This is a genomic window from Ligilactobacillus sp. LYQ60 (assembly GCF_045033015.1).
Lineage (GTDB): Bacteria > Bacillota > Bacilli > Lactobacillales > Lactobacillaceae > Ligilactobacillus.
Map to the genome: position 1 here is coordinate 300,837 of NZ_JBJFZV010000001.1, position 12,866 is coordinate 313,702.

Genomic DNA, 12,866 nt, shown 5'->3' on the forward strand with positions numbered 1-12,866 from the left:
ATTTAGAAACGAACGCGAGCGTTTAAATCAAGCAATGAAACGTCCGTCTCATGCTTGTGGTTTTCAAGGGTATCAATAATATCGTGGGCTTCCAACTGGTTATTGTGAATCCCGATAGCCAAGCCACCCTTCCCCTGCATAAGTAACTGGATTGCGTAATCCCCAAGCTTGTTAGCGAGGACCCGGTCCTTAGCGGTTGGCGTTCCGCCACGCTGGACGTGGGCTAACGTCACTGCACGGCTATCAAAGTCCCCGTGCTTATCTAACTCAGCTTTAAAGTCCTGAGCAGACATCACCCCTTCAGCAAGGACAATCAAGAAGTGATCCTTCCCGTTCTTCGCGTTATCCTTAATGTGCTGGGCAATCTTAGCAATGTCGTAATCGTGCTCCGGGATAACAATCTCATCAGCACCGGCAGCATTTCCAGCCCACAATGCGATGTCACCGGCTCCCCGTCCCATTACTTCCACGACGAACGTCCGCTGGTGGGACGTTGCCGTATCGTTAATCCGGTCAAGGGCTTCGGTAGCCACGTTCACCGCCGTGTCAAACCCAATCGTAAAGTCCGTCCCCGGAATATCGTTATCAATCGTTCCCGGAACACCAATTGAGTTGAACCCGTGTTTGGTCAACTTTTCAGCACCATGGTAGGAACCATCACCGCCGATAACAACCAATGCGTCAATTCCAAATTTCTTTAACTGCTCAATCCCCTTTAACTGGGTTTCTTCCTGAGCAAACTCAGGAAACCGCGCAGAGTACAAAATTGTTCCACCACGGTTAATAATCCCATCAAGCTCCTTGGTTTCCAGTTTGAAAATGTTTCCTTCAACCAGGCCCTTGTAACCATAGTTAATTCCATATGCTTCGAGCCCTGCGTTCATTGCTGACCGAGCAATGGCCCGAACGGCAGCGTTCATTCCTGATGAATCGCCACCACTCGTTAAGATCCCAATCCGTTTCATTTCTTCACCTCAAGTAAAAGCTATACATTCTCCACCTGCTATACTATCACTTTTATCCGTAAAAATCTGCCTAATTGTGAAACTTTTCAATTAGTCTTTCATTAATTTTCATCATGTCTTAAGTAACTGTAAGCAAGCGTTTACTTAATAACAACGTTCTCTGATCCCAGTAACATTTTCAATTCCGATGGAACCATTCGTTCATCAAGCCAGTACTTCTTAGGTAACAATTGCCGAAAATGACGCTCATCATCGACTAAAATTACCGGCATTTTCCCCCGGCGGGCGGTCATTAGTATCTGATGAAGTTTCTCCCGCGATGTTGCCCGTGATGCTGGCAAACGTAAGAAACACTTTTTCATATCAACCGCCGTAACATCCAACAGCTGGTCGACTACTACTTGAACCTGACCGTTTCGTTCCTCGGATCGCCCGGTAACTACCACCAACTGGCCGGGACGAAGCCGCCCCTTATTTTGTAAGTACACCCGTGAAAAAACCGTTAGCTCAATACTCTTTCCCGCATCCTCACAAGTAACAAACGCCATTGGCAGCCCTTTTTTGGTCGTAATCTTACGAACGGCTTTAACCATTACAATTAACCGCACGGTGTGCTGCGCCGGTGTAACCCGTGCCACGGGCGTTGCTCCAATAATCTGGCCTAATAGCCGGTACTGGTCCGTAGAATGTCCCGAAACCCGCACGCCTAGGTACTCTTGTTCCTTAGTCAGCTGGTCGACCAACGTCAATTTGGTAGCCGGTTGTATTTTACTTGCCAAAACATCCTTTAACTCAGCGCTTGTTCCACTTAGATTTTCGGCCGTTAACGTCCCGGGAAGTTCCGCCACCAACTGTGCCCGGTTACTTCCAAACTCATCGAATGCCCCGCTATAAATCAACGGGGTGATTAACTCAACCTGCCGGAATCGCTGATCAAGACGATCAACAAAATTCTTAAACGACGTAAACGGACCGTTCTTTTTCCGCTCGGTCAAAACGGAGTCAACCACGTCACTCCGAAGGCCCCGGATCATCCGCAAACCAAAAACTACCCGTCCATGGTGTAACGTAAAGAGTCTCCCCGCCCGGTTAATCAGGGGCGGCGCTACCGAAATGTGCTGGTATTGAAGCTCACTTACGTACTGCTGCATCTTCGCCCGGTTTCCCATGGTACTATTCAACAGTGCAACGTAAAACGCCGCTGGATAATGGCACTTAAGGTATGCAAGTTGCACCGCCAATTTAGAGTAGGCAACGGCGTGCGACTTATTAAACCCATAATTACCAAACCGCTCAATGTACTGGAAGACCTGGGTGGCAGCCTGCTGGGTCGTCCCCCGGGCAACCGCGCCCCTTATGAAGGCCGTCCGCAAGTTATCAAGAGCCTGTTGGTCCTTTTTACTAATCGCCCGCCGGAGCAGGTCGGCTTGCGCCATCGAAAACCCAGCAAGGGTTGCGGCAACCTGCATCACTTGTTCCTGATAAATAATAATCCCACTGGTTGCTGCTAGGATCGGACGAACTGCCGGGGCAGGATACGTCACCGGTTTACGCCCGTGCCGTCGAGCGGCAAATTCATCAATGTTAGCTAACGGACCCGGTCGGTACAGGGCGTTCACCGCAACAATATCGTCAAACGTAGTCGGCGCAACCTGACGAAGTGCGCGCCTAATTCCCGCGGACTCAAATTGGAATACGCCGGATGTTTGCCCCATCGCCATCATTTTGAGGGTCGCTGGATCGTTCAACGGAATATCTGCTTCCCGCAGCGGCACCTTCTTGTGCCGGTTAACGAGCCGCAGCGTCGTTTGAAGTACGCTTAAATTCCGCAACCCAAGAAAGTCCATTTTTAACAGCCCAACCCGCTCAACGTCTCCCTTTGCATACTGCGACAAGAGAATGCCGTTATTCCCCATTTGAACGGGAACAACACTGGTAAGAGGGGCCGCACTAAGCACTACTCCCGCAGCGTGAACGGTCGTTTGCCGCGGAAGCCCCTCTAGGGTACGGGCAATTTTAAAACAGGCCCGGCCCAATTCATCCGCATCAACTAAATCCCTGAGCCGGCCAGACTGCTGGTACGCTTCTTGGAGGGAAGTAACCCCTCTGGGGAGTGCCCGACTCCATTCAGCCTGCCGGTACTGCGGTAATCCTAGCGTACGCGTTACGTCCTGAATAACCTGCCGCGGTCCCATCGTCGACAGGGCAATAATCTGCGCGACGCGGTCCTCCCCGTATTTTTGGTGTACATACCGCACCACTTCTTCACGGCGGGAATCAATAATATCAAGGTCAATATCAGGCATTTGCTGGCGTTCCTCGTTTAAGAATCGCTCAAAAAGTAATCCGGAAGCTAGTGGATCAATCGTGGTGATTCCTAAAGCATAAGCAACCAACGAACCAGCGGCTGATCCCCGCCCCGGACCCACCATAATCCCATGGTCATGGGCAAACCGGACCACGTCACTCACAATCAAAAAGTAATCGTCAAAGCCCATCCGGTGGATCACGGCCAATTCATGGTTTAACCTGGCAATATAAGGCGCCCGCTTAGCTGACGGAACCAAGGAGGCTAGTCCCGCCTCACACTGTGCTTTCAAGTAATCAGCGGCAACTTGTCCTGCGGGCACCGGAAATGCCGGCAATTCGGGATGTTTGAACGGAACCGTAACGGTCGCTGTCTCCATGATTCGCCGGGTATTTCGCCGAGCCACTGCCGGAAGGGAATTCATCTGGCGTTCCAGTTTTTCCGGAGAAACCAGTGCTGCTCCGCCCGTGCGATGAGTTAAAGCAACGCCATCGTCAACCGTAATCCCCCGCTGAATGGCCCGGGCAACTTGAAGAGCCCCATAATCATGTGCGGTTAAGTACTCCACCGTCCAAACGGCAGCAGGGGCAATCCCTAATCGTCGCCCCCGGGTAATCAGCTGTTCGTTTTGGGCGTTATCCTGCTGCGGGCTAATTCCTACGAATACGTGGTCAGGCCCCGCAGCGGTTACCAGCGGCCGCAACCATTCTGAATCCGTAGAAGGAAGGCGCAGGGAGCTATGCAGTGGGTCAGTCACCACAAAGGTATGACCTAGGTATGGTGCTATTTCTTCTGGTGTTACCGCGTGGTTAGCTGGTTGATCCGCGTTAACCCCTAACTTTAACGAAGAAAGCTGTAAGAGATTCTGGTATCCGGCTGCGTCCTGAGCAAGCACAATAAGCCGGTTCCACGAAGAAGTTGTTGCCGGGTTATTCAATTCCAACGTAATGCCTAAAACAGGCTTAATGCCTGCTTGGTGACACGCTTCATAAAAAGAAAGCGTTCCGTACATAACATTACGGTCTGTAAGTGCAAGCGTGGTGTACCCCATTTTTTGAGCTACCGCAACATAATCTTTAACCCGTAAGGTACTCTGTAAAATACTATTACAACTGATTACCTGAAGTGGACCGTTCACCAAGCTCCCTCCTTCCCGTAGTAACTTCGCGTTTATTATACCAAATCACTAGAATTGTCCCCACCCTTTGTCAAAAAGTATGGTACGATAATAGTGAATGTGAGGTGCTTGTAATGGCAAAATTAATTGCAAAGGAATTAACCATCCTCTTCTGGGGATTTATCTACGGCGAGGTTTTTGGTTACATCGTTGCCCCCTTAACCAATGCGACGTTCGCACCACTTACCAGTGGAATCATTGCGATGATTGGTGCTTTTATCATCATCAACGCTCTTCACTTTATCATTCAAGATCCTGATAAAGCGAAAAAGAACGCATAATAGTTAAAACGTACACCAAAACAACAAACGGACCAAGTAGGCACAGTGAGCTGCACGGATCGCAAAACACCGACTTAAAGGATTGCACCTTCCACTCAGTCCGCTTGTTTTAATTTTAAATTATGTGAAAAAGCCAAGTAACCACGAACATTACGTTTATATAGCACAAATAGTGGGGATGGAACAATTCCATCCCCACTATTTGTACTTAATTACTTGTTCACCTTAATAACTTCGCGGTCACCGTAGTACCCACAGTTCGGGCATACGTAGTGTGACTTCCGTAATTCGCCGCAGTTCGGGCAAGCACTCATCCCAGGAATCTGGAGCTTGTAGTGCGTCCGCCGTAACCGTTTCCGCGTCTTAGATGTTTTCCGTGGTGGGACTGCCATCAGTAAACACCTCCTTCGTTAATCTCTCATTGCAAATTGCCTAACGTGTTAGATTGTACTTGTTTTTACGGTAAATTGCAACTCTTCCTTAGTTTTTATCGCCATTCTCATCGTCAAAAAAATCCTTCAGCTTTGCCAACCGGGGATCCACCGTCTTTCGGCGCTGGGAAGTGAGTTGCTCTTCACTCACTACCTGCCAGTCGTTCCCCCTCTGAAAATTACCACCCCGTTCTTCTTCCGGGGATAAAACCTTAAGGGGCAAGTGTAAAACAATGTTCTCCGCCACGGCTGTTGCTAGATCAACCACGTCGTGTTCTGGCTGGATTACAACATCGTCATTGGTGAAACGGGAAAAATCCTGTTCGTGTTCGCTAACGTAGTATTCCGCAAAGGTGAAAGCGACCGGAACAGCAACAGCGGTTAAACTACGACTCGATGGGAGCGTCACCGTCGTTGCCACATGAATCGTTGCGATAACTCCCCGTTGATCCTGCGCGATTACTCCGGTTACCTTCACCGGAGCAACATCCTGAACCTGGGCGTTCCGTTCCCTGACCGCTTTCTTAACATCCAACACAGCGTCAACCGGAAGCTCGTCAATTCCAAGCTGGGCTAACTCATTTAATGACCACCGTACTTCCATTGTCATCCTCCCTTGTTACGCGGACAGGCGCCCGCTTTAAATCCTGCTCCTGACCACCAGCTGCTAACTGATAAAGGACCCCTGCCCGGTAGTCGGGAGCATAAAACCCATTCTTATCCTTCTGGTTAATCTTAGTTAACACCGGAAAAGCATAATGGTGCTTAGCCCAACGTAGATACTGCTGCCCTTGCGTGGTAAATCCTAATAAGTGAGTATACGGATGAGCAGTAAACGTCGTAACCTCGTTTGCAGTAATTCCAAGTGCTACGTTCATCGCCAACCGCGCTAACCGCGTATAAGTAAACCGCTTAGATTTAACCGCATGCAGCCACGTTTCAAATGACGTTGATGGGGGTAATTCTTGTGCCAACCGAATCAACCGGTACTCAATTCCCTCGGTCATCCCAACAATTAATCGTAACTGAACCGGAGACACCGTTACAAGGCGCTGCCGGAGTCCCGGCCACAGCTGCTTCCAGTTAACAAAAGCACCATGGCGTAAAGCCCTAGCCGTTTCCCGGGGAACATATCGGTAAACATCCGTATATTTACCATTCTGCCATGCCCGCCGAATTGCAGTTGCACTTGCAATGGAACCAGCTGCCAGGTCGGCATCCAGATACGCCGCGTTGTGCCGTTGAATTGGTGCAAGCCGAAGGGGATGAGCAAGCTTTTGGTTTGCTTTTGCATACGCTAACCCTAATACATCATTTGGTTGATCTATAGGATACCCGACCTTTGCCGCAATGGCCTGCTGGTATGTCGCTGCGTACGATTGATCATGAACCGTAAAATCTCCTTGCACCGCCGCTGTTTGGGTAGCCAACGATGCAAAGTCATACCCCGCGTGTTCCGCGCCGAAAGCAAGGATAGAAACCCCAAGATTAGCAAGGATGCGTACCCCCCACTGGGCAAATACGTCGGCTGGCTGCACACTTGCTCTGACCGGTAATTCTACAATTACATCCGCCCCATTAAGAAGCGCAATTTGAGCCCGAACCCACTTATCAAGACACGCTGGTTCTCCCCGTTGCAGGTAATTACCACTCATGACAACCACAATGACACTATGGGGGAACCGCTGTTTTACCTGCCGAAGCTGATACAGGTGACCGTTATGAAACGGGTTATATTCCGCAATGATTCCGACCGCTTCCATCCTATTCACCCGCCGTTTCTGGTTTGTGGCACGCAAAGTACCACCGATCTGCCTGTGAACTAGCTGGGTTCCCCATGACATCAGTAACGGCAATTGCCGTAAAACCAATTACTTGCAGGAGTTGCCGGTATGCCACTAACGACTCTGTCCGCTCGCGATGAAGTTCGCTGTACCGCCTATATCCCTGAAGTGCTTCATTCCACACAAAGAAGCGCAGATCATGCTCAACGGTATGGGGCTCACTCCCCGAATAACTTGTCCACATAAACGCTTGCTCGTCATCCTCATAATTGTACATGTATCCCGGGAAAACATGATCAACCTGGTATGGGGTTAAAACGTCAAATAAGAAAACCCCACCTGGTTTTAATCTCTGGTACACAGCCTTAAATGTTCGAACAAGGGTGGCGTGATCCGGAAGGTAGCACAGAGAATCCGCTGCACACACCACGTTTTCTACTAGGGGAAGGCCCATTAAGTCTGCCATGTCCCCCTGAACCAAGGTAACGGTTACCCCCGCCGTAGCCGCGTGCTCACCAGCAAGAGTCAACATATCTTCTGCTTGATCCAGTCCTATTACGGGATAACCCGCCTGCGCAAGCGCAACGCTCAACCGCCCACTCCCGCATGCAAGGTCAAGCGTTGGCGCCCTTGGAATTAACCGTTTACGGGCGTATACCATCCACTGCGTATAGAAGGCAGGTTCCATGAGTTGGTCATACAACTGGGCAAAGGTGGTATAAATCATTAATCGTTAACCCACGCTGAAACATCAACGCGCTCCGCATCTGACCATAACTTCTCAAGGTTGTAAAACTGCCGGGTCTCCTCTTGAAAAACATGCACCACTACATCGCCGAGATCAAGAAGAATCCAGTTAGCGCCGTTTTTCCCCTCAACGTTCCTGATCGTTCCGCCAGCCTCCGTAACAGCCTCATCAATGCTGTCAGCAATCGCCTTTACCTGCCGCTCAGAGTTTCCCTGCATAATTACAAAGTAATCCGCTAATAGACTAACGTTTTGCACGTTAAGCGCAACAATCTGTTCTGCTCGCTTCCCGTCTGCCGCCTGGACAACGGTTGCCAATAACTGCTTACTATCCATCATATCCCTACTTTCTTTTTCCAATCCACGCATTGTACGTTGCAATTGCCGCCGGGTAAATTGGCCGGTCGTTCGCCATCAAATATGTCAAGGTGTGCTTGGTTTCATACACTACTGCTTGTTCCAATGACGTTTGGGCAACCGCACGGGCCGTTGCAACGTCTGGAAAATCCCGGCCTGGTTCAATAAAATCGGCAACATAAATTAGTTGTTGCAACGGGGTCATACGTGGTGCTCCCACGGTATGGAACCGGACCGCATCAAGGATCTCCTGATCGGTTATCCGCAGATCCTGACCAATAATCCACGCACCAACCTCACCGTGCCAAATAAAGTTTCCCCAGTTAAGCAGATCCGGATCCAAATGTTCACTTTGAATTACCGCCTTAAACTGCTCATCACTACATTCCTTAGCGTAATCATGAACCAAGCCAGCAACGCTCGCCTTCTCCTCGTCAATCCCGTACCGGGAAGCCAACTTCACTGCAGTATGTTCCACCCGAATAACATGCTCAAAACGAAATTTGCTCAACTGTTCGCGTAACCGGGCAACCAATTCGTTCCGGGTCCCAGGATAATAGTGCTTCTGGTATTCAACTTCATTCACGGTATAACCCCTTTTCTTCAATGTATTCGCGGACACTTCCCGGGACAAGGTACTTAATCGAACCACCCATTTTAATCAGTCGCCGAATCAACGTCGAACTAACCGCAAATTCCGGGACATCCACCCAGGTAATCGGGTACGCGCTGGTTCGTTCATATCCCGGCCGTACCACCCCAACAAAGGTGACCAGTTTTACCAGTTTATCAATCTGATACCACTGAGGAAGGTCGGCCACCATATCCCCCCCAATAATAAAGTAATAATCGTTTTCCGGGTGGCGCTGACGGAGTTCTTTGATCGTGTCGATTGTATAACTCTTTCCTCCCCGAACAAGTTCCATATCACTCACGGCAAACTGTGGCTGACCGGCTACCGCTCGTTTGAGCATTGCTAGACGATCAGCCCCCGCAATTGCCGTTTTGGGGTCAACGTGGGGCGGTTCGTTATCGGGGATAAACACCACTTTGTCTAAATCAAGTTGACTCCGTACCTGTTCAGCAATTATTAGGTGGCCGTTATGCACTGGGTTAAACGTCCCCCCCATAATGCCAACCCGATGCCGTGGGGCGGAAAACTCGACCTGAGAAAGCACCGCAACCGTTGGCTTATTAACTTTCTTCCGGTAGCTCACCTTATCTCCCCCATTAAATCTTGGCAACGTCACGCGAAATTCGCCGATTTTCCTTATTGTCCGCTCGTTTAAACAACACTAACGTGTGCCCAATAACTTGCACTACCTGAATCTGACTGTGCTGTTCAATAAAGGCCTGCACATCCGCCGGCTCCTCCAACGCATTCTGTAACACTGAAACCTTAATTAGTTCACGTTTTTCAATCGTTTCTTCAACCTGTAAAAGCCACTGCCTGTCCAACCCATCCTTTCCAACCTGAACTACTGGCCGCATTGGATGAGCTAAACTGCGTAAATATCGTTTTTGCTTTCCGCGTAGTTTCATAGTTTCTCCCATTCATCCTCACTAAATCATTGCCCGTCGAAGCGTTATGGTCATTCCCCTTGGAACCCACCCCGCAACAACCATTCCCGGATGCACCGTTATCCAGCCTAACCCGGCAAACACTAGGTCACTTTTAGTGGTAACCTTAAACTCAGTGCGCACAAGGGACGGGTAATCCTTAATATTTTGTGGAAACGGGGGTTGAAGGAGTTCCCCCGCATGCCGGTGATAAAATTGCGTAGCGGTTGCCAATTTTGTGCGGTGAACCTTTAAGTTATTTTCAAGGTACAACGTTACCCCGGTCCGGGGACCTGCCACGTAATCAAAACGGGCCAACGCCCCTAAAAAAAGGGTCTGTTCCGAATTAAGCTGATAGGTTTTGGGCTTAATTTCCCGCTGAGGTAACGCATACCGGAGTTCTTTACCGGTCAAATAGTGCGCCATTTGCTCCCGGTGAATAATTCCCGGAGTATCGACCAAATAGTGCCCGTCATCTAGGGGAATCTCAATTTGGTCGAGGGTTGTTCCGGGAAAGCGGGACGTAGTGATGACGTCTGCCATTCCGGTCGTTTGCTTAATAATTTGGTTAATTAGGGTCGACTTTCCAACGTTAGTCGTTCCCACCACATAGACATTCCGGCCGTTCCGGTACTTCTCAATTACCGCAAGCAACTCATCGACAGCATGGTTCTTCGTTGCACTGGTTAGCACTACCTGCTTCGGGTGCAACCTCGCCTGGTTTGCCTGTTGCCGGAGCCAATCCTGAATTCGAGAACGATGTAGTGATTTTGGCAAAAGATCCTCTTTATTTCCTACCAGAATTACGGGATTCTTCCCGGTAAACCGGTGTAGCCCCGGAATAAGCGAACCGTTAAAGTCAAAAATATCAACTACATTAACAATCAGTGCATTAGTCGCCCCGATATGCTGCAAAATCCGGATAAAGTCCTTATCCGTTAACTCAACATCAGTCACTTCATTATAGTGGCGCAGCCGAAAACACCGCTGACAATATACCGTTCCGGTTGCCATAGCTTTCTCTAAAGCCGAAGCCGGCGTGTAGCCTGATTGCTTGGGAGTATTGGTTTGAATCAAGGTCCCGCACCCAATACAGTGCAATTCTTCAGAATTATTCTTTATCAAGCGAATGCCTCCAATCAAACACATATCCCTGCCGGTTAAGGAGCCGCTTAATTTGGCGCTCAACCATCCGGTTTAGCTTTGTATTCCAGTTATCAGACTTAACGAGCGGCTTTACCAGCACACTCCGAATCCCTGCCCTGTTAGCACCCCAGATATCAGTAATTAACTGGTCGCCAACAAGAATTACCTCATCATTTTCCAGCTGATACTTTCGCTGAACCCGCCGAATTCCCCGGGTTAATGGCTTAAGCGAACGGGCAAAGTACGGAATTCCAAGCGGCTGAACCGCCTTTTCAACCCGCCCTGGATTATTATTAGAAACAACTACTACAGGGATTTTAGCTTGATTCATAGTCTGTAACCATGCCCGTAGTTTTTGATCACCGTCCGTGTTATTCCACGCCATCAACGTATTATCCAGGTCAGTTAAAATCACGCGGATCCCCCGCCGGTTAACCTCTGCCGGGGTAATATTAAAAATAGACTCAATTGTCCACGTTGGTTTGAACTTTGAAAGCATATTCAGCCGTACTCCTCACATGTCATATTCCTTTTTATTCTACATTATCGCTTGCCGAAAACCAACCATCAGCCCATTATCAAAGTGAGAAGGTCTCAGCATGTTGAACCAATATAATAAAGCCAAAAACGGGCGTGATGAAAGCAATAAATCCAAACGAATCGCGAAACATTAGATTCGCCAGCTGCTGCACTTCCTTTCAGCCCGTTTATTTCGGTGGCAGATTACACAAAATAATAGGAGGCTGCGCCCTTTGGCGCAGCCTCCTATTACTTACCCAAGGTTAATTAATTGAGTGCTTTTTTGGCTTCATCAACGATTGCCTTAAACGAGTCCATATCGTTAACGGCAAGGTCAGCAAGCATCTTCCGGTTAATGTCGATGCTTGCCAACTTTAAACCGTGCATTAACTTACTGTAGCTGATTCCGTTCATCCGAGCAGCAGCGTTAATCCGGGCAATCCAGAGCTTCCGAAAGTTAGACTTTGTCTTCTTCCGGTCACGGTAAGCATACTGGTAGGACTTCATTACCTGTTCCTTGGCAGTCTTAAACAGGATATGCTTTGCTCCCCGGTAACCCTTTGCTAGCTTAATCATCTTTTTACGGCGTTGGCGCGTAACTGATCCACCCTTAACACGTGGCATATAAATTCCTCCTTAAAATGTGACCCTCAAAGCGAGCCCTCGTCTTAATTTTCGTTATTTCTGGTGCAAAGCCTACTTCATTTGGCTTAACATCTGCTTAATCCGCTTCATGTCAGAAGCTGAAACCATCCCTGGCTGACGTAATTGCCGCCGCTGCTTCTTCGTCTTTCCGTGGAACCGGTGGGAAGTATAAGCGTGATGCCGCTTCAAGCCACCATTTCCAGTCCGCTTAAAACGCTTTGTTGATGCGCGGTGTGTCTTCATCTTTGGCATAATAATCTCTCCTCTTCTAAATCTAAAGTTTCCCGGGAATTCCCGGTTCGTTTACGGTTAATCCTTTTTAGGAGCAAGCATCAAAAACATGCTCCGCCCATCCATCTTAGCCTTTGATTCAACCGTTGCAACCTCACTTGTCTCGTTGGCAAACCGGTTCAAAACTTCCCGGCCAATATCCTTATGGGTAATAGCCCGGCCCCGGAACCGAATTGAGACCTTTACCTTACTCCCTTTTTTCAAGAAACGGAATGCCGCCTTCACCTTCGTGTTGAAGTCGTTCGTGTCAATTGTCGGGCTTAACCGCACTTCCTTAACACTTACGGTCTTCTGCTTTTTCCGGGCTTCCCGCTGCTTTTTTTGCAATTCAAAGCGGTACTTCCCGTAGTCCATAATCTTAGCAACGGGCGGTTTGGCTTTCGGAGCAACCAATACAAGGTCAAGGTTAGCATCTTCTGCCATCCTTAACGCATCTTGCTTGGACTTTACCCCGAGCTGGTCACCACCAGCTGAGATTAACCGTACCTCACGAGCGCGAATGCCACCGTTTACCATTTTATCGAATGCTATAACGTTTCACCTCCATTTATAATCAAGAGAAAACGCAGAAAAAACGGGTACGTTGCTGTTTGCAAGCGCACCCGTTCGCCCGGTTAACCGGAATTAATATCGTAATTCTGCCCGGGAACCCTTG

General features: G+C 49.0%; 16 protein-coding genes and 1 other annotated feature (1 of these 17 only partly in view). Of the genes, 1 reads left to right on the top strand and 15 read right to left on the bottom strand.

The genetic code is table 11. From position 1 onward, the window contains the following. Positions 1 to 2: 2 nt before the first annotated feature. Both pfkA and ACI3EZ_RS01420 read right to left on the bottom strand, forming a co-directional pair. A complete protein-coding gene (gene pfkA / locus ACI3EZ_RS01415; protein ID WP_405023823.1) occupies positions 3 to 965 on the bottom strand; it encodes a 6-phosphofructokinase in 963 nt (320 codons plus the stop codon). Positions 966 to 1,105: 140 nt separating this feature from the next. Further along, positions 1,106 to 4,411, bottom strand: a complete 3,306-nt coding sequence (locus ACI3EZ_RS01420; protein WP_405025291.1) for a DNA polymerase III subunit alpha — start codon at positions 4,409 to 4,411, stop codon at positions 1,106 to 1,108. A 113-nt stretch (positions 4,412 to 4,524) separates the two neighbouring features. Between ACI3EZ_RS01420 and ACI3EZ_RS01425 the strand changes: the two genes are divergently transcribed. After that, on the top strand, positions 4,525 to 4,731 hold the full coding sequence (locus ACI3EZ_RS01425; protein ID WP_405023825.1) for a YjzD family protein: 207 nt from the start codon (positions 4,525 to 4,527) through the stop codon (positions 4,729 to 4,731). 212 nt (positions 4,732 to 4,943) lie between these two features. Here the strand turns inward: ACI3EZ_RS01425 and rpmF are convergent, their stop codons facing one another. From rpmF to infC, 13 genes are all read right to left on the bottom strand, one after another. Further along, entirely contained in the window at positions 4,944 to 5,123 is a 180-nt protein-coding gene (gene rpmF / locus ACI3EZ_RS01430) for a 50S ribosomal protein L32 (protein WP_405023826.1), read from the bottom strand. 88 nt (positions 5,124 to 5,211) lie between these two features. Continuing rightward, complete coding sequence (locus ACI3EZ_RS01435; RefSeq protein WP_405023827.1) at positions 5,212 to 5,766, bottom strand: YceD family protein; 555 nt, start codon at positions 5,764 to 5,766, stop codon at positions 5,212 to 5,214. Beyond that, positions 5,741 to 6,925 (bottom strand): nucleotidyltransferase, encoded by a 1,185-nt coding sequence (locus tag ACI3EZ_RS01440; protein WP_405025292.1) that lies wholly within the window; start codon positions 6,923 to 6,925, stop codon positions 5,741 to 5,743. Before ACI3EZ_RS01440 ends, ACI3EZ_RS01435 begins: the two co-directional genes overlap by 26 nt. A 1-nt stretch (position 6,926) precedes the next feature. Further along, a complete protein-coding gene (locus ACI3EZ_RS01445) occupies positions 6,927 to 7,673 on the bottom strand; it encodes a class I SAM-dependent DNA methyltransferase (protein ID WP_405025293.1) in 747 nt (248 codons plus the stop codon). Beyond that, positions 7,673 to 8,029, bottom strand: coding sequence for a ribosome silencing factor (gene rsfS / locus ACI3EZ_RS01450; protein WP_405024045.1), 357 nt, complete (start codon positions 8,027 to 8,029; stop codon positions 7,673 to 7,675). Before rsfS ends, ACI3EZ_RS01445 begins: the two co-directional genes overlap by 1 nt. Positions 8,030 to 8,036: 7 nt before the next feature. Continuing rightward, positions 8,037 to 8,636, bottom strand: coding sequence for a bis(5'-nucleosyl)-tetraphosphatase (symmetrical) YqeK (yqeK, locus tag ACI3EZ_RS01455; protein WP_405025294.1), 600 nt, complete (start codon positions 8,634 to 8,636; stop codon positions 8,037 to 8,039). Next, positions 8,629 to 9,267: a nicotinate-nucleotide adenylyltransferase gene (locus ACI3EZ_RS01460; protein ID WP_405025295.1), complete on the bottom strand. Its 639-nt coding sequence runs from the start codon at positions 9,265 to 9,267 to the stop codon at positions 8,629 to 8,631. The genes yqeK and ACI3EZ_RS01460 overlap by 8 nt, the downstream gene beginning before the upstream one ends. Before the next feature lie 13 nt (positions 9,268 to 9,280). Further along, a complete protein-coding gene (gene yhbY / locus ACI3EZ_RS01465; protein ID WP_405023832.1) occupies positions 9,281 to 9,592 on the bottom strand; it encodes a ribosome assembly RNA-binding protein YhbY in 312 nt (103 codons plus the stop codon). A 21-nt stretch (positions 9,593 to 9,613) separates the two neighbouring features. Beyond that, entirely contained in the window at positions 9,614 to 10,735 is a 1,122-nt protein-coding gene (gene yqeH, locus ACI3EZ_RS01470) for a ribosome biogenesis GTPase YqeH (protein WP_405025296.1), read from the bottom strand. Next, positions 10,722 to 11,255, bottom strand: a complete 534-nt coding sequence (locus tag ACI3EZ_RS01475; RefSeq protein WP_405023834.1) for a YqeG family HAD IIIA-type phosphatase — start codon at positions 11,253 to 11,255, stop codon at positions 10,722 to 10,724. The genes yqeH and ACI3EZ_RS01475 overlap by 14 nt, the downstream gene beginning before the upstream one ends. A gap of 287 nt (positions 11,256 to 11,542) precedes the next feature. Beyond that, entirely contained in the window at positions 11,543 to 11,899 is a 357-nt protein-coding gene (rplT, locus tag ACI3EZ_RS01480) for a 50S ribosomal protein L20 (protein ID WP_405025297.1), read from the bottom strand. 72 nt (positions 11,900 to 11,971) lie between these two features. After that, the gene (gene rpmI / locus ACI3EZ_RS01485) at positions 11,972 to 12,172 is read right to left on the bottom strand and encodes a 50S ribosomal protein L35 (RefSeq protein WP_283581584.1); all 201 of its coding nucleotides are present in this window, start codon (positions 12,170 to 12,172) and stop codon (positions 11,972 to 11,974) included. 57 nt (positions 12,173 to 12,229) lie between these two features. Continuing rightward, the gene (gene infC, locus ACI3EZ_RS01490) at positions 12,230 to 12,727 is read right to left on the bottom strand and encodes a translation initiation factor IF-3 (protein ID WP_405023836.1); all 498 of its coding nucleotides are present in this window, start codon (positions 12,725 to 12,727) and stop codon (positions 12,230 to 12,232) included. Positions 12,728 to 12,771: 44 nt separating this feature from the next. After that, positions 12,772 to 12,866, bottom strand: a sequence feature (ribosomal protein L20 leader region) (it continues 37 nt past the right edge of the window).

Coding starts and splice junctions, on each gene's coding strand:
- ACI3EZ_RS01425 (WP_405023825.1), top strand. CDS start 4,525: ATGGCAAAATTAATTGCAAAGGAATTAACCATCCTCTTCTGGGGATTT.
- pfkA (WP_405023823.1), bottom strand. CDS start 965: ATGAAACGGATTGGGATCTTAACGAGTGGTGGCGATTCATCAGGAATG.
- yhbY (WP_405023832.1), bottom strand. CDS start 9,592: ATGAAACTACGCGGAAAGCAAAAACGATATTTACGCAGTTTAGCTCAT.
- ACI3EZ_RS01475 (WP_405023834.1), bottom strand. CDS start 11,255: ATGCTTTCAAAGTTCAAACCAACGTGGACAATTGAGTCTATTTTTAAT.
- ACI3EZ_RS01440 (WP_405025292.1), bottom strand. CDS start 6,925: ATGGAAGCGGTCGGAATCATTGCGGAATATAACCCGTTTCATAACGGT.
- rplT (WP_405025297.1), bottom strand. CDS start 11,899: ATGCCACGTGTTAAGGGTGGATCAGTTACGCGCCAACGCCGTAAAAAG.
- ACI3EZ_RS01445 (WP_405025293.1), bottom strand. CDS start 7,673: ATGATTTATACCACCTTTGCCCAGTTGTATGACCAACTCATGGAACCT.
- ACI3EZ_RS01435 (WP_405023827.1), bottom strand. CDS start 5,766: ATGGAAGTACGGTGGTCATTAAATGAGTTAGCCCAGCTTGGAATTGAC.
- rpmF (WP_405023826.1), bottom strand. CDS start 5,123: ATGGCAGTCCCACCACGGAAAACATCTAAGACGCGGAAACGGTTACGG.
- rpmI (WP_283581584.1), bottom strand. CDS start 12,172: ATGCCAAAGATGAAGACACACCGCGCATCAACAAAGCGTTTTAAGCGG.
- rsfS (WP_405024045.1), bottom strand. CDS start 8,029: ATGGATAGTAAGCAGTTATTGGCAACCGTTGTCCAGGCGGCAGACGGG.
- infC (WP_405023836.1), bottom strand. CDS start 12,727: ATGGTAAACGGTGGCATTCGCGCTCGTGAGGTACGGTTAATCTCAGCT.